This window comes from Roseibium sp. 10G30-5, assembly GCF_055809635.1.
The window spans coordinates 669,787-694,984 of the sequence record NZ_CM147918.1 but is presented as its reverse complement, the minus strand read 5'-3'; the positions used below and the strand labels follow the sequence as shown (position 1 = coordinate 694,984).

The window sequence follows — 25,198 nt, the reverse complement described above, 5'->3', positions numbered from 1 at the left end:
GCAGCAGCAATCTGGATTTGTCAGGCCGGGTCCGCTTTAGGGGATGTCGGCGTGGCAGAGGCCGTTTTTTGAACTGTTGGCGCAGGATCCGTGGCTGGTGTGCTTGCCTTGGCGGGCATGCTGGCCGGAATGGCCGTAATGCCGGCAATTGCAAACGTGCGTTCCACGCGGGAGCGAACGACCTTCGGTGGGATCGGTGGAATGGAGCTCGTCACCAGTGTCGTCGGATCCGTTTGGTCGTTGTCGTCGTCTGTGGACACCAGAGCAAGCGCAACCGTCTCATCTTTCGGCGTCGGTGCCGTTGTCTTGAGCGTTGCAATTTGCGTACCTGGCTTGAAGCCCGGAAGAGGGGGGTTCTTCAACCGTGCCGCATTGATGGCGGGAGCTGTATCCGCTGAGGCAACAATCAGGGGAGCCGTCTTGGTGCCGCGGCTGGCCTTGGGCATGTAGTCGGCGATCAACTGACGCATCTTCAGGTCACGAGAGCGCCAAGTGCGACCGCCCAGGACAACGGCAACGATATGGCGACCGTCGCGTTCGACGTTGGTGACCAGATTGTAGCCGGAGGCGTTGGTGTAGCCGGTCTTGATGCCGTTGACGCCCTTGACCTTGCCCAGCAAATGGTTGTGGTTCGGATAGGTGCGGCCCCGGTAATGAAAGGCGCGGGTGTTGAAATACTTGAAATACTGCGGATAGCGTTCTTGCAGGGCGATACCGAGGCGCGCCATGTCGTGTGCGGTCGTGTGCTGATAGCGATTAGGCAAGCCATTGGCATTGCGGAAGACCGTGCGCGACATGCCGAGCTGCCGTGCAGTGCTGGTCATGCGGCGGGCAAACTTGGCTTCCGAGCCAGAGATGTTTTCTGCAATCACCACGGCTGCGTCGTTTGCCGACTTCGTCACCAGTCCGAGAATGGCAGTGCGGACATCAATGCTTGACCCTGCCTTGAGATATAGCTTGGTCGGTGCTTGGCCCGCCGCTTTACGCGACACCTTCATGGGTGTGTCCAATGTCATGCGGCCCGACTCAAGTTCGCCAAAGAGGATGTACAAGGTCATCATCTTGGTGAGCGAGGCCGGAAAGCGGTGAACATCCTCCTTGTACGAATAGAGGGTCTTGCCGGTCTTTGCGTCGACGACAATCCCTGAGTACTTGGAGTTTGCACTGGCCGCAGTTGCGGACCCGGCAAGGAGGCCAAAGACGACTGCTGCCTTGCAAATAAGGGTGAGGCTTTTGTAACCGCGAGGCAAACGCATACTAAACACAGATACTTATCCCATTTTGGGGCATATTATTACCGGTCGCTAAACCCGCTGCCCTGATCTGAATCGGGGCGAAGCGACCCAACGGCGCGCTTTGATGTTTACAATTTGCTGGAAACGCAGTTAAGCGCGAGTAAATGGTGGCGGTCAAATTTTCGAAATTCTTTTGATTTTAGTTAGGGTTAATCAAAAGTAAAAATCTCGTGTTCTGCCAATAATGGCAGGGCTTGGTGCAAAATCAGCCAAATTTCGCCCAATGGAAGGCGGTTTCGGATTCTGACCACGTCAAATTGGGGGAGGGATTTTTTTGTTTCCACTGTCACCTGTTGGTGAATTGCTGCATTGCAAAAAAATCTTGACTTTGGACGTGCTCCACCTACCATCGATTGCGTAAGGGAAGTTTCATCGTCCGACACGTGCCAGACGCATGCAGATCCGGACGCGGCGTATGAGGGGCAGTAGCTTATGAATAATTTCGACGAATTTCAGAAGATGGGCAAAGAAAGCATGGAACGGGCGATGGAATCGTTCGGCACCATGAGCAAAGGCTTTCAGGCGATCGCTGTGGAAATGGCTGATTTTCAGAAGAAATCCTTTGAAGAAGGCACCGCTGCCGTTGAGAAGCTCGCCTCTGCCAAGTCTCTGGATACCGCCTTCGAGACGCATTCCGACTATGTGAAATCCTCTTATGAAGACCTGGTTGGCGAGATGACGAAGCTCGGCGAAATGTACGTCGATGCGTCCAAGAGCGCTTATAAGCCTTTTGAAGAGATGATGGGCAAGTTTGGCAAGGCTTGATGCTGTTGCCTTGCAACAGGTCCTGAACGGGCAGGGCGGTTAGCCAGGCTTGTTGGTGTGATTTGCAATTGAGTTTCAAAACGCCGGAGCAGATCCTTATGATCTCTCCGGCGTTTTGTGTTTCGGTGGCGACCCGTGTCTGGCGTCCTACACACGAAATTGATGGCGCTTGTGATTCACCAGCATGGTTTGACGGCGCGGCTCTGGCCGGATTGCGATTTTTGGCGAGGCGATCAACTGGTTTCAGAGGTGACCACACGGGGAAATGTTCAGGCCTTGCCACTTTGGGTCGAACAACCTGCGAATTGAAAAGATTTGATCGCGGAAATCCGTTGTGCAGGGCTTTGACAGGCCTTTTAATTGATCTGATTTGCCCTACATCTATCGTAACGAAGAAAGAGCAATTGGCCGTAACTCTGAGGAGTTTGAAGCCAATTTCAAAGCGAAGCCCGGCAAGGGTTCAAAAGCTTCCTGTCACGAATTCGGGTGGTCTGCTGCAACGGTCTTTAACTGCGACGCGGCGATTGCTAAATTAGGATTTCAGGAGTCAATATAGAAGAATGGGTTTGAAGATGTCCGGCGGTGGTGATTTTGAAGACGACGATGATGGGGCGGGTACTGTCGTCGTTACCAGAACCAAGACCGTTACGAAGCGCCCGAATCTGTATCGTGTGCTTCTTTTAAACGACGACTATACACCCATGGAGTTCGTGGTTCACGTAGTGGAAAGTTTCTTCCATAAGAATAGGGAAGAAGCAACCCAGATCATGTTGCACGTCCATCAACATGGGGTCGGAGAGTGTGGGGTTTTTACCTACGAAGTCGCCGAAACCAAAGTGACGCAAGTCATGGATTTTGCCCGTAAGCATCAGCATCCGCTGCAATGCGTTATGGAGAAAAAATAGGGGACAGAACACGTGCCATCATTTTCCCGCAGTCTCGAAAAAGCCCTGCACTAAGGCGCTTGCTTACGCCAATGAGCGTCAGCAGGAATTTGCCACTCTGGAGCACCTGCTCCTGGCGACTTCTTGACGACCAGGACGCAGCGTCCGTGATGCGAGCCTGCAACGTTGATGTCGATGCCATCCGCCGGTCCCTGACGGAGTATATCGAAACGGAGCTTGAAAACCTCGTCACCGATGGGGACGAAGATTCCAAGCCCACAGCCGGATTTCAACGCGTGATCCAACGCGCTGTCATTCATGTCCAGTCATCCGGTCGTGAAGAAGTGACGGGGGCCAATGTGCTCGTCGCTATCTTTGCCGAGCGTGAAAGTCATGCAGCCTATTTCCTTCAGGATCAGGACATGACGCGCTACGACGCTGTGAACTATATCTCGCACGGGATTGCCAAGCGGCCGAACCTGGGTGACGAAGCAAGCATCAGCGAAGGCGAAGAAGAACAGGAAGCTGTTCAGGGCAGCGGTGCAGCCGATCCCAAGGCAAAGATGAAAACCGATGCGCTCGAGGCTTATTGCGTCAATCTCAATGTCAAGGCGACTGCCGGCAAGATTGATCCGCTGATCGGTCGTAACAGCGAAATCCACCGCACGATCCAGATCCTGTGTCGGCGGTCCAAGAACAATCCGTTGTTCGTCGGTGATCCCGGCGTTGGCAAGACAGCGATTGCTGAAGGTCTGGCCTTCCGCATCGTCAAGGGCGATGTGCCCGAGGTCTTGAAGGATTCGACCATTTTCTCGCTCGACATGGGCGCGCTTCTGGCCGGAACCCGCTACCGTGGGGACTTTGAAGAGCGCCTTAAGCAGGTCGTCAAGGAGATCGAGGATTATCCTGGTGCGGTGATGTTCATCGACGAGATCCATACAGTGATCGGCGCCGGAGCGACTTCAGGTGGGGCGATGGATGCCTCTAACTTGTTGAAGCCTGCGTTGTCGTCGGGGGCCATCCGCTGCATCGGCTCGACGACCTACAAGGAGTATCGGCAGTTCTTTGAAAAAGACCGCGCACTTGTGCGTCGGTTCCAGAAGATCGATGTCAACGAACCGTCAATCCCGGATGCAATCGATATTCTCAAAGGCTTGAAGCCGTATTTTGAGAGCTTCCACAAGGTGCGTTACACCAATGATGCGATCCGCACGGCCGTTGAGCTGTCAGCCCGCTACATTGCTGATCGCAAGTTACCGGACAAAGCCATTGACGTGCTGGATGAAACGGGTGCGTCACAAATGCTCATTCCGGAAGGTCGTCGTCGCAAGACTATCGGCGTGAAGGAAATCGAAAACACGATTGCCACCATGGCCCGCATCCCGCCGAAGACTGTGTCCAAGGATGATGCGGAAGTCCTGTCTAACCTGTCGACCGACCTTAATCGGGTGGTCTACGGTCAGTCCGCTGCCATTGACACATTGTCGGCGGCCATCAAGCTGGCACGTGCAGGGTTGCGTGAGCCGGACAAGCCGATCGGCAGCTATCTGTTCTCGGGACCAACCGGTGTCGGCAAGACCGAAGTTGCGCGTCAGCTTGCTTCATCGCTGGGTGTGGAAGTCATTCGTTTCGACATGTCGGAATATATGGAGCGGCATACGGTATCGCGTCTCATAGGCGCCCCTCCGGGCTATGTTGGCTTTGATCAGGGGGGGCTGTTGACCGATGGCGTGGATCAGCATCCGCATTGCGTGCTGCTGCTTGACGAAATCGAGAAGGCTCATCCGGATCTGTTTAACATCCTGTTGCAGGTGATGGACCATGGCAAGCTGACGGACCACAATGGCAAGCAGGTCGATTTCCGCAATGTCATCCTCATCATGACGACGAATGCGGGTGCGTCTGATATGGCCAAGGAGCCAGTCGGCTTCAACCGCCTGCGCCGGGAAGGGGAGGATTCGGAAGCCATCAACCGGCTGTTCACGCCGGAGTTCCGCAACCGTCTTGATGCGATCATTCCGTTTGCAAACCTGCCGAAGGAAGTCGTCTACCGCGTGGTCGAGAAGTTCGTCATGCAGTTGGAAGTCCAGTTGGCAGACCGCAATGTGACCTTCGAGCTGACCGATGGAGCTGTGCAGTGGCTGGCCGACAAGGGCTATGACAGCCAGATGGGGGCTCGCCCGCTGGGGCGTGTGATCCAGGAGCATATCAAGCGGCCATTGGCTGACGAGGTGCTGTTCGGCAAATTGCAGAAGGGTGGCATGGTCAAGGTTTCGGTGTCCGAGGACAATGCCGGGTTGTTGCTTGAAACTGTCGAAGACCGTCCTGCGGCTGAGCGTGCCGAGAAGGCGGCCAAAAAGGCAAAAGGCAAGAGCAAGTCATCCGGTTCGGGTAAAGGCTCGCGCAAGGTGGAAACGGAAGTTTCTGCGGCGGAAGATTGAGTTCACTCCCTTGTATGTGATTGAGAAAATGGGCCTCCGGGCCCATTTTTTGTGTCCAATGGTCTCCCGCGCCTTGCAAGCGTTGCGTTTCTCCGTGCGAATAGAAACGTCTTGTAGTGTTAAAATCGTGAAGCCATGGATTGCTGCTTTTGGACATGTTTGCAGTCATATTTTGAGAAGATCTGGCGCCCTCTCCGAGTGGCTTGAAATTGCAGATTGACCATACCCGGGATTGATCTTTCCACGATGCCATCATCACCTGCTTCTCCCTCGCCAGATCCGGTAACACCTTCGTCTGCCACCGCCGCGTTTTTTCAAGGTGCTCGTTCGGCTGTGTCGATCCCGGCGCTGATTCTGACGGCAGCTTTTGTTGGCTATGCCGGGCTTGCCCGAAACAGTGGTCTTGATCTGCCGCAAACATTGATGATGGTGGGTCTTGTCTGGGCTTTGCCATCTGTGGTGGTGCTGACCGGTGCCATTTCGAGCGGCGTCGGGCTGATCCCTGCGGCTGTTGCTGTCACGTTGGCGTCCGTGCGTCTTATGCCGATGACCATGGCGCTGCTGCCAATCGTACGCCGCGATGATCCCGGGACGCCGAAATGGCAATTGCTGCTGATCTCGCATTTCGTCGCGGTGACGGCCTGGGTTTTTGCCATGAAGAACTTGCCGAATATGCCGCGTGCCGTGCGCCTGCCGTTTTTTGCGGGCTTTGGCATCACGCTGACGAGCTTCGTCTTCTGCATGACCGGCGTGGCTTATGTCTCCATTGATCATATGCCGAAGGTGCTTGCAGGCGGGCTGTTTCTGCTGACGCCGATCTATTTCACCTGTTCGCTTTGGGGCGCGGCCCGATTGTCTGCCGACAAGATCGCCATGATCGTTGGCCTCGTGCTGGGGCCGGTGTTTTACGTCTGGGTGCCCGGTCTCGATCTTCTTTGGACAGGGTTGGCTGGCGGAACATTCGCCTATATTGGCTCACGTCTTTTGCGTCGCCGGGCAGAGGAGCACGCATGATGCATGATGCGTGGTGGTGGCCTTATGTGATGATCCTCGTTGCCGGGTGGCTGGCAACGGACATCTGGCGTTGGCTTGGTGTATTGGCGGGCGGTCGACTGCGCGAAGACAGCGAGATTTTCATCTGGGTTCGCTGTGTGGCAACAGCGCTGGTCGCAGGTGTGATTGCCAAGCTGATTCTCTACCCTAACGGGGTCTTGGCTGAAACACCGACATGGCTGCGCTTGTTGGCGGCGGTCTGTGGTTTCTCCGCTTTTCTTGCTGTCCGGCAAAAAGTCATTGTCGGCGTTCTGGTGGGGGAGATTGTCTTGATCGGCGGATGGTTGCTTTTGGGGGTATGAGTACGCTTCCACGCTTCAACCAAAGAGAAGCGCCTCCCACACCCACAGAACGGGCTGTGCTCTGACGAGAGGCGGGAAGGCTTGCGTGTGTGCCGCAGATCAATCCAGCGCAGCGCGGATCTTTTCTGCATGCTGTGCCAACACATCCTGATCGGCCATATCTCCGGTGTGCGGACGCAGGGCAATGCCGTCAAAGCGGGGCAGGATGTGGAAATGCGTGTGAAACACTTCCATAGCCGCCTGCTGTCTCTGAATATTGGAATACCGATGTGCCATCGGCCTCAAAGGCTTTCATGACGGCGCGGGCCAACGTTTGTGTTGTCTTTGCGACAGCGGCCAGATCGTCTGTGTCAATATCCAGCAGATTGCGCGAGGGCGCCTTTGGGATTACCAGCAAATGACCATCGCCGCGCGGCATGATGTCCATGAAGGCAAAGGTCTTGTCATCTTCGTAGACCTTGTGGCTTGGAATTTCGCCACGCAGGATTTTGGCAAAGATGTTGTCGGTATCGTAAGGCTCTGCACCCATTGAGTGGCTCTTTCCTGAACGTGTCGCTTGATCCGGATTAGTCCGGTTTGGAGCGCAGAATAGCGACCCGTTGCGGCATCCTGCAAGGTCAATGTGCCTTTGCGAGAGCAAGTTCACAAAGTGATTCAATGCGCCGACGCTCTGACAAGGAAAGCGTGAGTCTTGTCAGCGGTTTAATCCGTCGTTTTGACAGTTTGAGTCATGTCGGTTTCTGCTGTGTCGTCGTCCGTTGTTGGCTTTGCCTCATGGGTCTGGGTTGTCTTGTCGTGTGAGCGAAACGGGCTGTGCTCGCCCAGATATTCCTGCTCAAGACTGACGGCTTCGCGCTCCTGCTCCAGATAGTCACGCACCGCATCTTGCAGGCCGGGGTGAGCAATCCAGTGAACTGAATGAGTGGTCTCCGGCAGATAGCCGCGCGCCAGTTTGTGTTCGCCTTGTGCGCCAGCCTCAACGCGCTTCAACCCGCGCGCGATGGCAAAGTCGATCGCCTGATAATAGCAGACTTCGAAATGCAGGAAGGGGTGACGCTCCGTGCAACCCCAGTTGCGCCCGAACAGTGTGTCGGAGCCGATGAAGTTCAAGGCACCCGCGATATAGCGCCCCTCTCGTTTGGCCATGATCAGCAAGGTGCGGTGGGCAAAGCGTTCGTTGATCAGCGAGAAGAACTTGCGGTTGAGATAGGGGCGGCCCCATTTGCGCGCGCCAGTATCCATATAGAATTCATAAAAGGCATCCCAGTGCTCTTCGCGCAGGTCATCGCCGGTCAGCCATTCGATCTCAATGTCGGCAGAGAGAGCCGCGCGACGTTCTTTCTTGACGGCTTTGCGTTTGCGCGAGTTCAATTCGGCAAGAAATCCATCAAAGTCCTTGTAGCCTGGATTGTTGAAATGAAACTGCTGATCGGTGCGTTGCAGATAGTCGACATCACCCAGAATGGTCCATTCTTCCTCGGTCAGGAACGTGGCATGAACGGAGGAGGCGCCACTGTTCTGGCAAACCTGTTGCAGCCCGGAGGCCAGTGCTTGCACGGCCGTGACCCGGTCAATGGAGGGGTGCGTCAGAAACCGCCGTCCGGTTGCCGGGGTAAATGGAACTGAAATCTGGATCTTGGGATAATACTCACCGCCTGCGCGATAAAACGCATCGGCCCAGCCATGGTCAAAGACATATTCACCTGGCTGTGGCTCTTGATATAGGCAGGTGCTGCGGCCCAAAGATCACCAGCCTGCGTTTCAAGGAGAATATGGCGTGGCATCCAGCCGGTCTCGGTTGTGGCGCAACCAGATTCTTCCAGAATATTTAAAAAACGATGGGAAACGAAGGGGTTGAAGTCTCTTTCTTCATAACCTGATTCAGGTAGCTCACCAAATGCTTGCAGCAATTCCGCATCCGGTTCCGCAAGCGTCATACGGGTCAGTTCGCCGCGTGGTCCAAGCGAGAAGCCGGGATTGGCGACACTGTCCCAAGTTGCCTCGGGAATATCGGCAAGCGATGGAATGAGGCGCAGGTGAACAGTTGTTTCGGCATCGGAAACAGCGTCTTGCGGGGTGGCTTGATCAGTCTGGGACGTATCACCTGAAGGCATGGTGCATTACACTCGTCGTGAGAGGAGGGACGTGTGGAGCCACACACTCTAAAGTGTAGTGTGTCTCCCTCTCATCGCAAGGCGTCGTGCTGTATTATTTGAGAATTCAGATCGGCAGTGTGGGGTCGAAGCCTTCGAAAACCATCTGGTCAGCATATTTCAATGCGGCTGTGCGTTGCTCGCGGGTGCGCACTGTCCAGGCCATGATCGGCAGACCCATGACGTTATGCCAAAAGCTTGGCCCGATGCAGGGCAGGTCGTCGATGCTATAGGAAATGAAGTGTGGTCGGGTGCGGACCGCATGCAGCAAATGGCGCTGCTGGAAGCGATTGACGCGCGAATAGCGAATGATTTCTTCTTTCGACGTCATGCGGCTGGCAACAATACCACGCAGAATGTCGGGGCGATGCGCGCGGGCAACAGAGAGCATGTCGGGATCGAACGATTTGATGCAGATCGGTCCCTGATACGAAGCAATCTGATCCAGGACCCGGCGCACGAAAGTGGCCTGAGCATCGCGGCGCATCCGAGACTTGATTTCGACCACCAGCGGCACGCGGCCCGCAACGAGATCAAGCAGGTCCTGCAACATCCAAAGCGTGTCGTTGCTGCGTTTCATCTTGATCTGAACCAACTCGCTGGCCGTTCTCTCGATGATGGAGCCGGCGCCCTCTGCCAGCCGGTCGAGCACATAGTCATGGAAGACGAGAGCCTCACCGTCGGCTGTTTCCTGGACGTCGACTTCAATCCCGAACCCTTTGTCTATGGCCGCGCTAATGGCCGAGGGGCTGTTTTCAATGCAACCGCTATCAGCGTCGTGGAATCCGCGGTGCGCAATCGGGTGCGCCATGATGTCTGCGGTTGTGGTCATGGTCGTAACGTCCGGCCTTGTTGCTCGACAGAGAGGTGGTGTGTGTGGTCCCGGTCTGCCTGTGCTGACGAGTGTTGGCAGACCTGGGAACTTTTCAGAAGACGTCAGGCGATTTCGAAGATAGCTTCGATCTCGACAGCCGCGCCAAACGGAAGGGCACCAGCGCTGACGGCGGAACGGGCATGACGGCCCTTGTCGCCCATGACCTCGACGAGGAAATCAGAGGCGCCGTTGATGACTTTCGGTTGCTCGGTAAAGTCGGGAACGGAGTTGACGAAGCCAACGATCTTCACGAGACGGGCGATGTTTTCCAGATCGCCAATGGCTGCCTTGGCTTGTGCCAGCAGGTTGATGGCGCAAAGCTTTGCGGCTTCCTGGCCTTGCTCAACGCTCAATTCGGCACCGATCTTGCCGACATGCTTCAAGCCCTCGGCTCCCATCGGCAACTGGCCGGAGACAAAAAGCTGGTTGCCGGTCTTGACGTAAGGAACGTAGTTGGCTGCGGGGGCAGCGGCCTGCGGCAGGTCGATACCGAGTTCTGCAAGGCGTTTTTCAATGGTCATCTGAAGATCTCCGAAACAGAAAGGATCATGCGAGAGGCGGGGCTTCCACCATCTGACATGCTTGCCGAAGTCATGTCTGAAATTGTCAGTCCACGCAAGATTTTCCGTTGCTGCTTCTGTCCGGTGGTGGTGATGGTGCAAAAGGGGTGTTGCGAAATCTTGCCAAAAAAAGGCTTTGGTGTCTGGTGTGAGATCATTTTACATTATGCTGTGTTCAAAGCAGCCCATAGAGGTGAAGAATGCCTCATTTCAGGGTGCCCAAGGGAGCGCAGGCGTTGTTAGCGTGCCTGTGCTGCAAGAGTGTGACAGGAGAGCCATTTGGCGTTGATCAAGACCCGTGTGAAGCTGGCGTGCGGTTTGCTGTGTGCTCTGGGGATTGTGGCGTCGGGGGCGATCAACTCTTCCCAGGCTGCCAGTGCTGCCGGAGGTCTTGTGGGCGAGGCCGGGCCTTCAGGTACGCAAGGCGAGGTGAATTTTGTTCCCTATCTGGCGGTTTACGATATTTCGGCCAAGAGCTTCGGTGACGACAGCCGCTTGTCGGACGTTTATGGCCGCATGGTCTATGACTTCAGCGGTAGCCTGTGTTCGGGCTTCAACGTTCAGATGCGACTTGTCAGCGAATTCATGGACGAAGGTGGCAGCGTTCAGGTGATGGATGTGCGCTCCACCTCGCATGAGAGTGGCAACGGTCATCAACTCAGTTTTTTCAATCAGACTTTTGTCGATCAGGCTCTGACCGAAGAGAGCAAGGGCAATGCCGCTCTGGAAAAAGACACCAAGCGTGTCAGCCTGACGAAGCCGAAGGAGGCTTCCTTCGCCGTGTCGCGCAAGGTTCTGTTTCCCACGCAGCACATGCAGGCCATCTTGCGGACAGCCAAGCAGGGACGGCATTTCCTGACAGCGGATGTGTACGACGGCTCCGAGAGCGGCAACGAGGTCTATGCCACAACGACAGTGATTGGGGCGCGGTCGTCCCAAAATCTGCCCGTCAAGGCCGAAGGGCTGAACCGTCAGGCGCTTGCCGCCCTGTCCGGGCCGCATTGGCCGGTGACGATCTCTTATTTCGACAAGGGGCACGTCTCTGATACGGGAGAACAGACGCCTGTCTATCAGATCTCGTTTCAACTCTATTCCAATGGCATCAGCCGCAAGATGACGATGGACTACGGCAAGTTCGTTTTGACCGGAACATTGCGTAAACTTGAGTTGCATGAACCGGAAGCCTGTGCCCAGTAAACGCGGCTGACGTGCCTGCCTTTGCAGCCTTAAGGGGCAAGAAAGACCGTCGGCCACCAATGAAGCGGGCCAGTTGGCCGCGCGGTTTCGCAGCGTCAGGTTTCAGGTTTTATCAGGAGGACGTTTGTTGGCTTTCTCGTGCTTTGCGGCATAGCTCAGGCCGCGCTCCACAGCGACGGCACCGAATTTGGCCCGCAGACTGTCAATCGCCAGTTCGGCCTGTTTACGGCGTGCTGCTCTCACATCCAGAAGATCTCCGCTGTCGGCGCTTTCAGGTGACACAAGATCGCTTGCGCCAACTCCGATCAGGCGAAAGCGGCGTCCGTCTGTTTCTGCTTCAAGCAAACGCTCCGCCGTACGGAAGAGACGATCAGAGAGCTGGGTCGGATCTGACAGTTGCCGCGACCGGGTGATGGTCTTGAAGTCTGCCGTCTTGAGTTTCAACGTCACGGTGCGCCCGGCAAATTCCTTTTCCTTCAACCGCCGAGACACCTTGTCGGCAAGGTCCAGCAGCACGATGCGCAGCTTGTCGAAGGAAGCTATGTCGATGTTGAAGGTGGTTTCGGCACTGATGCTTTTGGTCTCGCGTTCGGGTGATACGATGCGGTCGTCCTTGCCATGGCACAACTGGGCCAGTCGCAGGCCCATCGCGCCATATCGCCTGGCGAGGTTCGCAGGATCGGCCATTTGCAACTCACCAATGGTGCGCAGGCCGTCATTCTCCAGCTTTTTCTGAAGCACCTTACCGACGCCCCAGATCATGCCCACCGGCTTGGTGGCCAGAAAACTTTGGGCCTCTTGCGCGCCGATGACAGAGAAGCCGCGCGGCTTTTCCAGATCGGAGGCCAGTTTCGCCAGGAATTTGTTGGGCGCCAGGCCCACCGATGCGGAAATGCCGAGGTCCGCTTCGAGCCGGCGGATGAAGTTCACCAGACTTTCGGCGGGTGTCGCGCCATGCAGTTTTTCAGTGCCGGAGAGGTCGAGAAAGGCCTCATCAATCGACAAGGGCTCGACCAGAGGCGTTAGCGCACGCATTCGCTCGCGAATTTCGTGGCCAACCTTGCTGTATTTTTCCATGTTCGGCTTTAGAACAACGGCATCAGGGCACCGCTCCAGCGCCTGAAACATCGGCATAGCGGAGCGCACGCCGTAAATGCGGGCGATGTAGCAGCAGGTTGAGACCACACCTCGTTGACCGCCGCCAACAATCACGGGGCGATCCTGCAACTCGGGATTGTCGCGCTTTTCCACGGATGCGTAGAAGGCATCGCAGTCGATATGGGCTATGGTGAGCGTATCCAGCTCTGGGTGATGCAGCAAACGTGGACTGGCGCAGACGGTGCACCGGGAGCGTTTCAGGGCCACGCGATGGCCGCAGTCACGACAAAGAGCGGTTTGCATCTGATGTGTCCAAGGCTGAAGGGTAGCGGCACACGTCTAACGCGCGGAACCTCGCAGGCAGAAGCGTGTTTTCCAAATATAGGATCGGCTCGATCAAATTGAAATGGATCCGGTTCGGGATTGATCCAAAGGCGTTCGGATTGCTGTGCACACTTGCGTTTGGGCGCGACAATTGCTCTTGCGAGGGCGTGATGATTCGGGCCCTGCCTCGGATCGATAGACGGTCCGCCGTTGGTCTTTGCCGAGGACGGCTTGTGACACGGGATGAGGCAATGAGGAGAAGCGCCTTGAAAGTTTCCAAAAAGACTGTTGTTCAGCCCGCTCACAGATCTGTTCGAGCTTCACTCGTAACGGGGTTGGCCGTTGCCGCTTTAGCGTTCGGGAGCGGACTGGTTCCCGCTTTAGCTGCTGCCAAGACACCGTTGCCGCCTGAGCGGCCGATGACCGCGCCTGCACGCGCAGATACGTCTACCGGAAAAACGCAGATCAAACCCAAGGCAGCCGACTCACAAAACAAGGCTGCCGAGCAAGCTGCGAGCGCTCACGATGATACGACGGATATGAAGCCCGCCGTGAGTGCTGCCAAGGCGTCGATGGTGCCCGGAACGGACAGGGTGAAGCCTGCTGTCGCCAATCCGAAGTTCGGCGCGATCATGCCGGCCGATGCCACGACAGCTGCAACGACGCAGGCTCCCGCCAGCGCGACCCGGGAAACGCTTGATACCGCTAAAGGCCCTGTTCCATCTCCAGAAAGCAAACCTGCCGCTCCCAAGTTGAAAACCGCAGCGGTGCAAAGCGCCATGCCGAAGCATGTGCAGGAGGTGCCGCCGATTCCGGAATCTGTGCGAGCTTGAAACCTCCAGCCTGTCGATCCACCCGCCGCTGGTGGCCAATGGCGCTTGCGGTATTCCGCAGCCGGTGGTGTTTCGTAATCTCAAGGCCAAGACCAAGGTGCATTTTACCCGTCAGGCACAGATTGATTGTGACTTCGCCCAAAAATTCGATGAATGGCTGACTGAGAAGGCCGAACCGATTGCACTGCAAACCTATGGCCAGAGGCTCGTCGAGATCCAGAATGGACCGGGTTACGTGTGTCGCCGACGCTATGGTCGTTCAACCGGCAAGATTTCAGAACATGCCAAGGGCAACGCGATGGACATCATGTCCTTCACCATGGCCGATGGTCATAAGGTGACGGTGAAGGATGGCTGGCCGGACAAAGGCATAGACGGCAGGTTTGTTCACAAGCTGCACCAAAGTGCCTGCAAATATTTCACCACCGTGCTGGGGCCGGATGCCAATGCGGCGCACAAGAGCCACTTTCACTTTGACATTGGCTGTCATGGCAAGACTTGCAAGTACCTGATCTGTGAGTGACACCAGCGGCTATGCGCCATGGGTTTCTGTGCCGGGGCCTGTTACCGGTCCTGTCGCAAACGGGTGATGAAGCGTGCTGCTTCGGCCCAGTCGCTTGTCAGCAGGTCGATGTGGTCGCCGGGGTTGGCGAACTGCGCGAAAACCGGATCGGCAATGAACTGGATCTGGATGGCGGATGGCAGCGAGGCTTTCACGGACATATGGTTCTTGGAACTGTCGTCGATGAAGATCACGGGATCCGGTCTACCGGATGCCAGTGCAGCAACAGCGCCGCCTTTGGGGCCTGCGTTGGTCAGCAACGGATAGTGGATCGACAGGGAAGTCAGCAAGGTCTGCCGTACAGGTCGATTGTGCGCACCGGGCAAATTGGTGAGCAAGACAATGTCGTGCGTCTTCGCCAAAGCCGTCAGGGCTACTTCGGCGCCGTCCACGACTTCCTGCCGATCACAAATCCCATCAAAGAACGTCTGTAAGTGCCGGCCAACATCAGCATCCGACAGTGGCTTGCCGGTTGTGCCGTTTGCCATGTTGCCACGCAGGTCATAGCTGGTCTCATGCAGGATCAATCCGTTGTCGGCCATGTAGCCACGCAGGTGCCGCACGAGGTGGAGAACGACTTCATCAATATCACAGACGATGAGAGGTCTTGTGGAGGCGGGCAGGGCGCGGATCTGTCTCAGAATGTCCGCGCTGGCTGGCTGCGGCTCACTCATAGGGAACAGGCTCATCGGCCAGAGCATAGCGGGCGGCGGCAATCATGGTCGGGCGCACGCCATTGTTCTCGCAGAATGTCAGCAGAAGCGATTCGTCGAGCATGTAGAATTCCAGAATTCCTGCCAGAAACCCCGGTTCTTCAGCCACGTCACGGATGGATTCGGGCCCGATTCCGGTGATCGTCAGGAAGCGACCGATCTGTTCCGGCTCCTGTGTCAGATAAATCAACGCTTTCGTTGCAATTTCTTGTGCATTTTCCTGCGTCATGGAGTTGGCGCTGTGTCCGAGCATTGTGAATTTTTGCCTTTCCGAAACGATTCCACGCTAAAAGGAAATACGTGTGGACGAGGGATGTGGGCAAGTGCACTGGCGACGACCTTCCGTATTCAGCGGAACGGGTCGCAGTATTAGTCGTATAAAAGGGCCAAGCAATGGCGAAAACCGTGCTGATCGTGGAAGACAACGAGCTGAACATGAAACTGTTTCATGATCTGCTCGAAGCGCACGGCTATTCAACACTTCAGACCCGCAATGGCATGGAAGCTCTTGAGCTTGCGCGCGAGCATCGCCCGGACCTGATTTTGATGGACATCCAGCTTCCCGAAGTCTCTGGACTGGAAGTGACCAAGTGGATCAAGGAAGACGACGAAATCGCGTCGATTCCGATCATCGCTGTCACTGCATTTGCCATGAAGGGCGATGAAGAACGTATCCGCCAAGGCGGGTGTGAAGCGTATATTTCCAAACCAATTTCCGTGACAAGTTTTCTGGAAACCGTTGGCACCTTTCTCGAAGGGTGATCCGAAACGAACGTCTGCTGTTCGTTTCATGGTCGGCAGACCTGTCTGCGGCGAGCCATTAAACGCAAGGACATTCCGTTCTCAGGTCGAATTGATCATGGAAGCGAGAGAAATTTTCTCAAGATTGCTCTTGGCCGCTCGAATTCGTTTCTTGTTGAATTGAGGGAACAGATCCATCTGAATGATGCCGTTCAGTATTTAATTGGTAAAAACTGTCGATATATACGCAAATTCATCCAAATTGGTCTTATCGGGCAAATGCAGCTATTGCTAGGCTTGAAACTAGGTTGTACCTAAAAATGGTCATGGCTGTTTAGACGAATGTCAAGCACAGCGATTTACCCCTGCGTGATGCTCAGGTCCGCCGCATCTCCTGGGTCCGTGGGGTTTGGCTGACAAGCTGCAAGTTGGGAGAATGCCTCCTCTAAGACTTGCAGCTTGTCAGCCTTTTCTTTTTTCGACATTGCCAGTATTGCCGCGCTGATCCCCTTATGGATGGGGGCTACGGTTTCTTTGGCTCTTTAGAACGCGGCGCGAAAGAGGCCAGCCATAAGGCAACAGCATATGGCACAAAAAAACCCGCCTGAAAGGCGGGTTTTGTTCTGGAAGTCGGATGCCAGATCTTACTTGATCTTGGCTTCCTTGAATTCCACGTGCTTCTTGGCAACCGGGTCGTACTTCCGCTGAACCATTTTTTCGGTCATCGTGCGGGAGTTCTTCTTCGTGACATAGAAGAAGCCGGTGTCAGCCGTGGAAAGAAGCTTGACTTTGATTGTTGTCGCCTTGGCCATGGCCTTCGATCCTGTTCTTTGTAGTTGGGCAAACACTTTCAAGGTCAGGGGTCTGGCGATCATCTGCCCACGATATTCGAAATCAGAGCGAAACCTACTCATCGCTGGCTGAAAGTCAAGCATTCTGCAGGAAGGTGGCGTAAATTTCGCTGTTTGTCCTCTCTTTCAGGCGCTTGGAGGACACGGTCGCATCTCTGGCGACATTCAGGCCACGGATCAGAGCAGGTTTCTTTGGCGTTTGCCGTATCGCATCGACAGGAAAGGCACCGGCAGATCCGCTTCCAGATGCGGGTCATCCGTCAGCCTCTGGGCAAGTTCGCGCAGAATCATGCGGGTGATAACGGGCAGGGCCTCATTGGTGATGGCCTCACTCAGGGCCACCCAGGACAGGTCTTGCAATTCATCATCCGCGGATCCCATCGCAACCGTCTGCTCTGCTAGGGCGTCACGGCGGGCGGCGAAGAAACGGGTGTCGAAACGGCGTGGCTGATTGGGGGGCGTGATGGCTCTCGCGACAAAGCGCAGGGCCGAGAGGTCCGGGATGAGGCCATGCGCAGCAAAGGCGGCAAAGCCTGGGCCGAGGCTTTGGGAACTTGATGAGCTGGAAGCGACCGGGCGGCCCAGAAACAGACCGGCTTCTTCCTGCGTTTCGCGGATAGCGGCCAGCCCCAATGCGCGCACGCGTGCTGTGGACACCGGGCGCTTGAGATCGCGCGACAGACGCGCTTCGACGTGGGGTTGATACTGGATTGCCCCACGGACGCGGGAATCAGCCTGGATCGACACGCCCACCGGGGAACACGTATTTGTTCGGCATGAAGGCGTGAGCCTTGTGCCGTCGTCCGACGAGAAGTTTCGGATCCTGTGTCGACTGATCAAGAATGATGAGTGTGGCGGCGTCACGCGGTCGAAGATAAGGATGGCGGGGCGCAGCAGGCTCACTCATGGCGATGGATCATCTTCTCTTCAGGAGGAGGGACTGGACTGTCTTGATGGACGCCCGACCCATGGTGTCGCGGTGCCCCGGCTTGATCAGTGCGATTTGAAGCCTCACGAGGGTCGGGGGCTGCCGCTGCGTGGCGGCCAGGGGTCAGGTCATCCCGAGCCTGCGGATCGAACCCATACATGTATAGCGCCCATTGCAGGCCGATCAAGGCACCTTTGACGGACGGCAGCAGCAGAGCCGACAAGATCACCGCAAGTGGCAGCCACAGCGCCAGATGAACCCAGATAGAGGGACGATAGACAACTTCCACGATCAGCAGTGCGGGAATGATGAAATGCGCGGCCAGCGTCAGGGTGACAAGCGGCGCAAAGGCATCGGCCCGGTGGTGGTGCAGTGGTTCACTGCACGCCGGACAGATTGGCTGTGTGGCAGGAAAGCGGTTGAACACCGCCCCTGTGCCACAGGCCGGACAGCGGTGCAGGGCACCACGCAACATCGCCGGAAAAAGGCGACGGCGGGAGACCCTGCTTGTCGTGCTGTCTGGTTGGTCTTGATCATTCACCAAATGGTGAAGTGTCATCTTTTGCTCTTTCCAGGTTTCGACTTGGTCGAAGCCCTGGAGGAACGGGTATGACGCGACCGACCCGGGGTGCGCGTCGGTGCACTGCCCGGGCGACGGTTTCTCTTGCCAGATCCGGTTTGTCCGGGACTGAGCATTTCGAACCGCAAGGCCCCGGCAAAGGGCGCCGCTTCAACCAGCTTGACTTCAACTCGGTCTCCAAGCTGATATGTTTCACCGGTCTTGTCACCTATCAGAGAGTGCGACCCTTCGTCATATCGGTAGTAATCCAGACCGATGGTCGAGGCTGGGATGAAGCCATCCGCTCCGGTGTCATCGAGACGGACAAAAAGGCCGGATTTCACAACACCCGCAATGCGTCCATGGAAAGTCGCGCCGATGCGATCGGCCATCCAGAGAGCAATGAGACGGTCGATTGTCTCGCGCTCTGCCAACATGGCGCGACGTTCTGCCGCAGAGATTTCAGCCCCTACAGCTTCGAGCTTGTCCTCAATGCCTTCGGGCAGGCCATCCTTGCCAAGCCCGAGCGACCGAATCAGCCCACGGTGCACGATCAGATCGGCATAGCGGCGGATCGGCGAGGTGAAATGCGCGTAGCGGCGCAGATTAAGACCGAAGTGGCCGATGTTCTGCGGTGTGTATTCAGCCTGAGACTGACTGCGCAGGATCACCTCATTGACCACATGGGCCTGTGGTGTGTCCTTTACCTTGGCCAGAATGCCGTTGAACATGGCCGGGCGCAGACCGCCGGAAGATGGCAGCTTCATGTCGATGGTCGACAGGAAATCCTTCAGGTTTTCAAGCTTTTCCGGGCTTGATGCATCGTGGACGCGGTAGAGCAGCGGAGTCTTCTTTTTCTCCAGCGTTTCTGCCGCACAGACGTTTGCCTGGATCATGAACTCTTCGATGAGCTTATGTGCATCAAGTCGTTCAGGTACGAAAACGCCATCCACAGTGCCATCCGGATGCAGCCGGATCTTACGCTCTGGCAGATCCAGTTCCAACGGTTCCCGAGCATCTCGGCCCATCTTGAGACAGGCATAGGCGGCCCAAAGCGGCTTCAGAACCGGCTCAACCAATACGTCTGTCTTGTCGTCGGTCACGCCTTCAATGGCCTTCTGCGCTTGCAGATAGGACAATTTGGCTGCCGAGCGCATCAGCACACGGTGGAACGTGTGGTTGATCTTGTGGCCCTGCTTGTCAAAGACCATGCGCACGGCCATGGCCGGACGGTCTTCCTTTTCACGCAGCGAACACAGATCGTTGGAAATGCGTTCCGGCAGCATCGGAATAACACGGTCGGGGAAATATACTGAATTGCCGCGCAGGTGTGCTTCGCGATCCAGCGCCGATCCCGGTGTGATATAGGCGGCGACATCGGCAATGGCGACATAGGCGACATATCCGCCTTCATTTTCTGGGTCCTCGTCGGGCTCCGCAAAGACGGCGTCATCATGGTCCTTGGCGTCGGCCGGGTCGATGGTGACCAGCGGTATATCGCGCCAGTCTTCCCGCTTGCCAAGCGTCGCCGGTTTGGCCTGCTCGGATTCAGTCACAACAGCACGCGGAAATTCGGTCGGAATGCCGTGAGTGATCAAAGCAATCTCGGAGACTGCCTTTTCCGATTTCATTGAACCAATGCGCTCTGACACCTTGGCCCGCGGCGTGCCGTAGCGACCGGATCGATTGACCTGCACCTTGATCAGGTCGCCGTCTTCGGCATCCATCAGATCTGTGGGGTCAATGTCCAATTCGCGCTGCTTGCGATCAATTGGCTCAAGGTAGGGCGGTTTTCCGGCGTCGCGCTTGCGAAAGATGCCGAGAATGGCGGTTTCCGTCTTCTCCAGCACCTTGATGACCCGCGCCACATGGCTTGCTTCAGATCCCGGGTCTTCGGCCTCTGTCAGTCGCACCAATGCGCGGTCGCCAACACTTGGCTGCGACACCTTGGTTTTGCCGGTGAGCACGAGAACCTTTGGAGGGTCGCCTGCCTCGTCGTCCCAGTCGAGCGGTTCGCCCAACAATTCGCCGTCCGTATCCCGGGCCAGAAGGCGCACGAGAAACACCGGCGGCAAATCACCGGGCCGAATGAGACGTTTCTGGCGCTTTTCGACAAGTCCTTCATGGGACAGGTCCTTCAGCATCTTCTTGAGGGGAATGCGGGCTGCGCCGCTAATGCCAAAATGACGCGCGATCTCGCGCTTGCCGGCTTTGCCCGGATTTTCTGCGATAAAGGCGAGGATATCCTCGCGGCTCGGCATGTGTGCGGGCGGCTTGTTCGTGCCGCCCGGCTTTTTCTTTGGTGAAATACGTCTTGCGTTCAAGATCCTGAGTCCACGACCTCGCCCTCGGACTCCTTTGGAGCCTTGGCTGTGGTCTTTTTGGCGGCTGGCTTTTTCTTGGCAGCCGTCTTTTTTACGGGTTTGGCCTCATCATCCGCTGCATCTTTGGTTTTGGCAGCGGTTTTTTTGGCCGTTGTCTTCTTGGCAGCGGTCTTCTTCGGAGCTGCCTTCTTTGTGGTTTTCTTGCCGCTCTTGGCGGCTTTTTCAGCGATCAGCTCAACGGCGGCTTCCATGGTCACGGTCTGAGGATCTGTGTCCTTGGGCAACGTGGCGTTGATCTTGCCGTGCTTGACATACGGGCCGTAACGACCATCGTAAATATTGATCGGTCCGCCTTCTTCCGGGTGTTCGCCCAGTTCCTTCAGCGGGGTTGCGGCTGCGCGACCGCGTCCACCCTTGGCGCGTTTTTCAGCCAAGGCATCCACCGCGCGGTTGATGCCGACGGAGAACACTTCTTCGGGCGAGGACAGATTGGCATAAGTGCCTTCGTGCAGAACGAAAGGCCCGTAGCGTCCGATGCCAGCGGTGATCATCTTGCCGTCTTCAGGGTGCACGCCAACCTCACGCGGGAGATGGAGAAGCTGCAAGGCTTTTTCAAGGTCGATGTCGGGAACAGACCATCCCCGCGGAATGGACGACCGCTTTGGCTTGGCTTCTTCACCCAACTGGACATAAGGCCCGAAACGTCCCTTGCGCAGGGAGACTTCCATGCCTGTATCCGGGTCTTCTCCCAGAATGCGTGGACCATCTGCGCCGTCTTCGCCGTCGCCATCCGCACTTTTCGAAAGCTGGCGCGTGTAGCTGCATTCTGGATAGTTGGAACAGCCGATGAAAGCCCCATAACGGCTGACCTTCAGCGACAGGCGGCCATCGGAACACGACGGGCAGGCCCGCGGATCAGTGCCATCGCCCTTGTCGGGAAAGATGTGCGGAGCCAGAAGATCGTTCAGTGCATCGAGTACTTCCGAAACACGCAGGTCCTTGATCTCGTCGACAGCGCCATGAAAATCAGTCCAGAAATCGCGCAAGACTTCCTGCCAGCGACAGTTCACCGGCAGAGATCTGGTCGAGCTTTTCTTCCAGGCTGGCAGTGAAGTTGAATTCGATATAACGGTCGAAAAAGCTTTGCAGGAAGGCAGTGACGATGCGCCCCTTGTCCTGTGGCACAAGCTGCTTCTTTTCCAGTTCCACGTACTCGCGGTCGCGCAGGGTCTGCAAAGTCGATGCGTAGGTCGACGGACGGCCAATGCCGAGTTCTTCCATCTTCTTGACGAGACTTGCTTCGGTGTAGCGCGGCGGCGGCGTGGTGAAATGCTGGGCGGCCTCAATCGGCTTCTGCTCGCCGGACGTTGAAATCAGCGTCAGGTTTTCACCGTCGTTGACGGCGGGCAGACGGCTGGAGTTTTCTTCGTCGTCATCGTCGCGGCTTTCCTGATACAGCACGAAGAAGCCGTCGAACCGGATAACAGAGCCGGTGGCGCGCAGCGTGGCGGCCCTGCCCGAGCCCTTGGCGTCAATGTCGATGGTGGTGCGTTCCAGAACGGCACTTTCCATCTGGCTGGCCATCGTCCGTTTCCAGATCAGGTCATAGAGTTTGGCCTGATCGGCATCCAGATAGGCGGCAACGCTTTTGGGATGACGGAACATGTCTGTTGGCCGAATGGCTTCGTGCGCTTCCTGAGCGTTCTTGGCCTTGGTCGAATAATGTCGCGGCTTTTCGGGCACATAATTGTCGCCGAAGTCCTGCGCAATTACCTTACGTGCTGCCGAAATGGCTTCCGGGGCGATCTGCACGCCATCGGTACGCATGTAGGTGATGAGACCGGATGTCTCGCCACCAATGGAGATGCCTTCATACAGTCGCTGGGCAACCTGCATGGTGCGTGATGCGGCAAATCCGTATTTGCGCGAGGCTTCCTGTTGCAATGTCGACGTGGTGAAGGGCGGCTGCGGATTGCGCTTGGCCGGCTTCGAGGCAACGCTGGAGACCAGATAGCTGGCGCTTTCCAGCATGGTGCGGATCTGGGTGGCTTCTTCTTCGGACGAAATGTCCAGGCGTGTCAGCTTGCGGCCTTCAAAGGACGTGATGCTGGCCTGAAGCGGCTTGTCCTGCTGCGTCGTCAGATTGGCAAGGATGGACCAGTATTCCTGAGGACGGAAAACTTCGATCTCGGTCTCACGGTCGCAGATCAGGCGCAGTGCAACGGACTGCACACGGCCAGCAGAACGCGCTCCGGGCAACTTGCGCCAAAGCACCGGCGACAGAGTGAATCCGACAAGATAGTCCAGCGCGCGCCGAGCCAGATAGGCATCCACCAGCGGTGTATCGAGCTGGCGCGGATTTTTCATCGCTTCCAGAATGGCCGACTTGGTGATGGCGTTGAACACGACGCGCTCAACCGGTGTGTCCTTGAGAACGCGCTTTTTGGTCAGCACCTCCAGAACATGCCACGAAATCGCTTCTCCTTCGCGATCCGGGTCAGTCGCGAGAATCAGTCGATCGGCGTCTTTGACCGCATTTGCGATCTCGGTCAGGCGTTTTTGGGACTTGGAATCCACCTGCCAGCTCATGGCAAAGTCTTCGTCTGGCCTTACTGACCCATCCTTGGGAGGAAGATCACGTACGTGACCGTAAGACGCCAGAACTTTATAGTCGGAGCCGAGGTATTTGTTGATCGTCTTGGCTTTCGCCGGGGATTCAACAATGACAATATTCATCAGTACCCAAGTGTTATGTGTCGATTGCTTTCGGAAATCCGAGAAGTTCGACCTAAAGAAAGATAGACGCTTGACGTGACGATCACGGATCGCAAGCCACCTGTCAAATGGACCTTCACTGCAAGGTGGTCAAGTGCGCCCGTCGTCGGGTGTGTTATCCACCGCGTAGCATTGCGGGAAAAATGCCGCAAGTCATCCTGTCATCAATCGCGTTCTCTCGCGGGTCAGGGATGCGTATAAATCAAAGATACATGATTGCCTGCGTGTCGTTCCAGACGACCTGCAATCTCCAGTTCCAGCAACAGGATCTGTATTGTTCTGGCACTTTCGCCAAGATCCCGGATCAGATCGTCAACATCGACAGGGGTGGGGCCGAGCGCTTCGAGCAAGTGCGCTCTGGTCGCTTCTGTCGGGTTGGCCGGCGTCTCGAGACGGGACACGAAGACCTCGTCGTTTTCAGCTAACATGTCGTCAAATGGCAGACGTGGTTCAAGCCGACCGTCGAGATCTTCAATCACGTCGTCTGCGCTGGTGATGAGGCGCGCGCCCTGACGGATCAGGCGATTTCCGCCTTCTGAACGCGGATCGAGTGGGGAGCCGGGAACGACGAAAATTTCGCGGTTCTGGTCCAGCGCAAATCGGGCCGTGTGCAGGGAGCCAGACGCTTTTGCAGCCTCAATGATCACGATTGCGAGAGAAAGACCGGAAATGATGCGGTTGCGTCGTGGAAAGTCGTGACCGCGCGGCTTCCAGCCAAAAGGCATCTCTGAAATGACATTTCCGCCTGCCGCCAGAAGCTTCTCCACCAGCGGACCATGCTCTGGCGGGTACAGCATGTTGATGCCGCCTGCCATCACGCCGACTGTGCCGGTTGCAACGGCGGCCTCATGGGCTGCGACATCAATGCCTCGCGCCAGACCTGAAACGATGAGATAATCTTTCTCACCAAGTGTTTCGGTCAGTTGGCTGGCGAATTTGCGACCGGCCAGAGACGCGTTGCGCGCGCCGATGATGCCGATGGCCTTGGGCGAGGCGAGGGCCGATCTGCCGACCACGGAGAGAAGCGGTGGCGGATCGCTGATGTGGCGCAGGTGCGGTGGATAATCAGCTTCACCAAGGGCGACGAGCCGTGCACCGAAATTCGCATGAGCCTCCAGTTCAGCCAGTGCCCGATCTTCCGCACACACCCGGATGGCGGGCTTGCCGCCCGCGCGCGACAGGGACGGCAAGGCATCGAGGGCTGCTTCAGCCGAGCCATAATGGTTCAGCAGAAGACGGAATGTCTTCGGCCCGACATTTTCAGAGCGAATAAGTCTTAGCTAAGGCGAGGCGTTGCGCAGGCGACAGGACCAAAGCCTGTCCAGGTCTGCCCGCGCTTGCCGTCATTCGTCGCGGGCTTCCGGCTTGCTGCTCGCGGGGGCAGAGGCCGCCTTGGCGCCGATCTTCGTTTCTGCACCGTTCAGCAAACGCCGAATATTCTCATGGTGCTTGATCCACAGTAGCAGCGACAGGAAGCCGAAGAGAGCGGCCTTGTCCGGCTGGTGAACGGCCATGAGAAGAAGCGAGGAGACGAGGCTTGCCGACAAGGCGGAGAGCGACGAATATCGCAGGATCATCGCCATGGCGAGCCAGATGGCAATGAACACCAGTCCAACCGGCCAGGACAGTGCCAGCAAGACGCCAAGATAGGTGGCAACACCTTTGCCGCCCTTGAACTTCAGCCAGACAGGGAAGGTGTGTCCAAGAAAGGCGCCTGCTGCTGCAAACAGCGCTGCAACCGGCCCGAACATCGGTCCGATGAGCAGGACGGTCAGGGTTCCCTTCAGCGCATCGCCGAGCAGGGTCAAGGCTGCGAGCCACTTCTTGCCGGTGCGCAGCACATTTGTGGTGCCGATGTTGCCAGACCCGATCTTGCGGATATCGCCTTCGCCAGCCATGCGCGTGAGCAACAGTCCGAAGGGAATGGACCCCAACAGATAGCCGACACAAAGCGCCATGGGAGGAT

At 56.6% G+C, this 25,198-nt stretch carries 20 protein-coding genes and 5 pseudogenes; 9 read left to right on the top strand and 16 right to left on the bottom strand.

The genetic code is table 11. The annotated features are described in order from the left end of the window. Nucleotides 1-20: 20 nt before the first annotated feature. The gene (locus AC0L7U_RS03535) at nt 21-1,256 is read right to left on the bottom strand and encodes a D-alanyl-D-alanine carboxypeptidase family protein (RefSeq protein ID WP_473695639.1); all 1,236 of its coding nucleotides are present in this window, start codon (nt 1,254-1,256) and stop codon (nt 21-23) included. Between the two features lie 471 nt (nt 1,257-1,727). On the opposite strand from AC0L7U_RS03535, the gene AC0L7U_RS03530 reads away from it, so the two are divergent. The 5 genes and pseudogenes from AC0L7U_RS03530 (at nt 1,728) to AC0L7U_RS03510 (ending at nt 6,740) form a co-directional block, all read left to right on the top strand. Next, a complete protein-coding gene (locus AC0L7U_RS03530; protein WP_473693869.1) occupies nt 1,728-2,060 on the top strand; it encodes a phasin family protein in 333 nt (110 codons plus the stop codon). 560 nt (nt 2,061-2,620) lie between these two features. Then, complete coding sequence (gene clpS, locus AC0L7U_RS03525) at nt 2,621-2,965, top strand: ATP-dependent Clp protease adapter ClpS (RefSeq protein WP_473693867.1); 345 nt, start codon at nt 2,621-2,623, stop codon at nt 2,963-2,965. 12 nt (nt 2,966-2,977) lie between these two features. Further along, a pseudogene (gene clpA / locus AC0L7U_RS03520) lies at nt 2,978-5,385 on the top strand (ATP-dependent Clp protease ATP-binding subunit ClpA). A 246-nt stretch (nt 5,386-5,631) separates the two neighbouring features. Then, nucleotides 5,632-6,399: an AzlC family ABC transporter permease gene (locus AC0L7U_RS03515; protein WP_473693865.1), complete on the top strand. Its 768-nt coding sequence runs from the start codon at nt 5,632-5,634 to the stop codon at nt 6,397-6,399. After that, nucleotides 6,396-6,740, top strand: coding sequence for an AzlD domain-containing protein (locus tag AC0L7U_RS03510; RefSeq protein ID WP_473693863.1), 345 nt, complete (start codon nt 6,396-6,398; stop codon nt 6,738-6,740). The genes AC0L7U_RS03515 and AC0L7U_RS03510 overlap by 4 nt, the downstream gene beginning before the upstream one ends. A 99-nt stretch (nt 6,741-6,839) precedes the next feature. On the opposite strand, the pseudogene AC0L7U_RS03505 reads toward AC0L7U_RS03510, so the two are convergent. From AC0L7U_RS03505 to AC0L7U_RS03490, 4 genes and pseudogenes are all read right to left on the bottom strand, one after another. Further along, a pseudogene (locus AC0L7U_RS03505) lies at nt 6,840-7,269 on the bottom strand (HIT family protein). A 173-nt stretch (nt 7,270-7,442) separates the two neighbouring features. After that, nucleotides 7,443-8,854: pseudogene (locus AC0L7U_RS03500) on the bottom strand (GNAT family N-acetyltransferase). A 106-nt stretch (nt 8,855-8,960) separates the two neighbouring features. Continuing rightward, nucleotides 8,961-9,725 carry a glycerophosphodiester phosphodiesterase family protein gene (locus AC0L7U_RS03495; protein ID WP_473693861.1) on the bottom strand — a complete coding sequence of 255 codons (765 nt, stop codon included), beginning with the start codon at nt 9,723-9,725 and terminating at the stop codon, nt 8,961-8,963. Between the two features lie 104 nt (nt 9,726-9,829). Then, the gene (locus AC0L7U_RS03490) at nt 9,830-10,288 is read right to left on the bottom strand and encodes a RidA family protein (protein ID WP_473693859.1); all 459 of its coding nucleotides are present in this window, start codon (nt 10,286-10,288) and stop codon (nt 9,830-9,832) included. Between the two features lie 318 nt (nt 10,289-10,606). On the opposite strand from AC0L7U_RS03490, the gene AC0L7U_RS03485 reads away from it, so the two are divergent. Then, nucleotides 10,607-11,524, top strand: coding sequence for a cell envelope integrity EipB family protein (locus tag AC0L7U_RS03485; RefSeq protein WP_473693857.1), 918 nt, complete (start codon nt 10,607-10,609; stop codon nt 11,522-11,524). 102 nt (nt 11,525-11,626) lie between these two features. On the opposite strand, the gene AC0L7U_RS03480 is transcribed toward AC0L7U_RS03485, so the two are convergent. Continuing rightward, nucleotides 11,627-12,925: a DNA polymerase IV gene (locus AC0L7U_RS03480; protein ID WP_473693855.1), complete on the bottom strand. Its 1,299-nt coding sequence runs from the start codon at nt 12,923-12,925 to the stop codon at nt 11,627-11,629. A gap of 440 nt (nt 12,926-13,365) precedes the next feature. Here AC0L7U_RS03480 and AC0L7U_RS03475 point away from each other — a divergent pair, with 440 nt between their 5' ends. Together AC0L7U_RS03475 and AC0L7U_RS03470 are read left to right on the top strand one after the other, a co-directional pair. Then, nucleotides 13,366-13,779 carry a hypothetical protein gene (locus tag AC0L7U_RS03475; RefSeq protein WP_473693853.1) on the top strand — a complete coding sequence of 138 codons (414 nt, stop codon included), beginning with the start codon at nt 13,366-13,368 and terminating at the stop codon, nt 13,777-13,779. Continuing rightward, complete coding sequence (locus tag AC0L7U_RS03470; protein ID WP_473693851.1) at nt 13,736-14,302, top strand: extensin-like domain-containing protein; 567 nt, start codon at nt 13,736-13,738, stop codon at nt 14,300-14,302. Before AC0L7U_RS03475 ends, AC0L7U_RS03470 begins: the two co-directional genes overlap by 44 nt. Before the next feature lie 41 nt (nt 14,303-14,343). Here the strand turns inward: AC0L7U_RS03470 and AC0L7U_RS03465 are convergent, their stop codons facing one another. Beyond that, a complete protein-coding gene (locus AC0L7U_RS03465; protein ID WP_473693849.1) occupies nt 14,344-15,015 on the bottom strand; it encodes a hypothetical protein in 672 nt (223 codons plus the stop codon). After that, nucleotides 15,008-15,307, bottom strand: coding sequence for a DUF3572 domain-containing protein (locus AC0L7U_RS03460; RefSeq protein WP_473693847.1), 300 nt, complete (start codon nt 15,305-15,307; stop codon nt 15,008-15,010). Before AC0L7U_RS03460 ends, AC0L7U_RS03465 begins: the two co-directional genes overlap by 8 nt. A gap of 140 nt (nt 15,308-15,447) precedes the next feature. Here AC0L7U_RS03460 and AC0L7U_RS03455 point away from each other — a divergent pair, with 140 nt between their 5' ends. After that, complete coding sequence (locus tag AC0L7U_RS03455; RefSeq protein WP_473693845.1) at nt 15,448-15,816, top strand: response regulator; 369 nt, start codon at nt 15,448-15,450, stop codon at nt 15,814-15,816. 623 nt (nt 15,817-16,439) lie between these two features. Here the strand turns inward: AC0L7U_RS03455 and rpmG are convergent. The 8 genes and pseudogenes from rpmG to plsY all read right to left on the bottom strand — a co-directional run bounded on the left by rpmG (nt 16,440) and on the right by plsY (nt 25,190). Continuing rightward, nucleotides 16,440-16,607, bottom strand: a complete 168-nt coding sequence (gene rpmG / locus AC0L7U_RS03450) for a 50S ribosomal protein L33 (protein WP_473693843.1) — start codon at nt 16,605-16,607, stop codon at nt 16,440-16,442. A gap of 216 nt (nt 16,608-16,823) precedes the next feature. Beyond that, nucleotides 16,824-17,393: an NUDIX hydrolase gene (locus AC0L7U_RS03445; RefSeq protein ID WP_473693841.1), complete on the bottom strand. Its 570-nt coding sequence runs from the start codon at nt 17,391-17,393 to the stop codon at nt 16,824-16,826. Continuing rightward, nucleotides 17,377-17,553 (bottom strand): hypothetical protein, encoded by a 177-nt coding sequence (locus AC0L7U_RS03440; RefSeq protein WP_473693839.1) that lies wholly within the window; start codon nt 17,551-17,553, stop codon nt 17,377-17,379. The genes AC0L7U_RS03445 and AC0L7U_RS03440 overlap by 17 nt, the downstream gene beginning before the upstream one ends. Further along, nucleotides 17,546-18,133, bottom strand: coding sequence for a DUF983 domain-containing protein (locus AC0L7U_RS03435; RefSeq protein ID WP_473693837.1), 588 nt, complete (start codon nt 18,131-18,133; stop codon nt 17,546-17,548). The genes AC0L7U_RS03440 and AC0L7U_RS03435 overlap by 8 nt, the downstream gene beginning before the upstream one ends. Continuing rightward, on the bottom strand, nt 18,130-20,394 hold the full coding sequence (gene rnr / locus AC0L7U_RS03430; protein WP_473695637.1) for a ribonuclease R: 2,265 nt from the start codon (nt 20,392-20,394) through the stop codon (nt 18,130-18,132). Before rnr ends, AC0L7U_RS03435 begins: the two co-directional genes overlap by 4 nt. A gap of 59 nt (nt 20,395-20,453) precedes the next feature. After that, nucleotides 20,454-23,193, bottom strand: a pseudogene (gene topA / locus AC0L7U_RS03425) (type I DNA topoisomerase). 224 nt (nt 23,194-23,417) lie between these two features. Beyond that, nucleotides 23,418-24,579, bottom strand: a pseudogene (gene dprA, locus AC0L7U_RS03420) (DNA-processing protein DprA). Next, on the bottom strand, nt 24,576-25,190 hold the full coding sequence (gene plsY / locus AC0L7U_RS03415) for a glycerol-3-phosphate 1-O-acyltransferase PlsY (protein WP_473693835.1): 615 nt from the start codon (nt 25,188-25,190) through the stop codon (nt 24,576-24,578). Before plsY ends, dprA begins: the two are co-directional and overlap by 4 nt. Between the last annotated feature and the right edge of the window lie 8 nt (nt 25,191-25,198).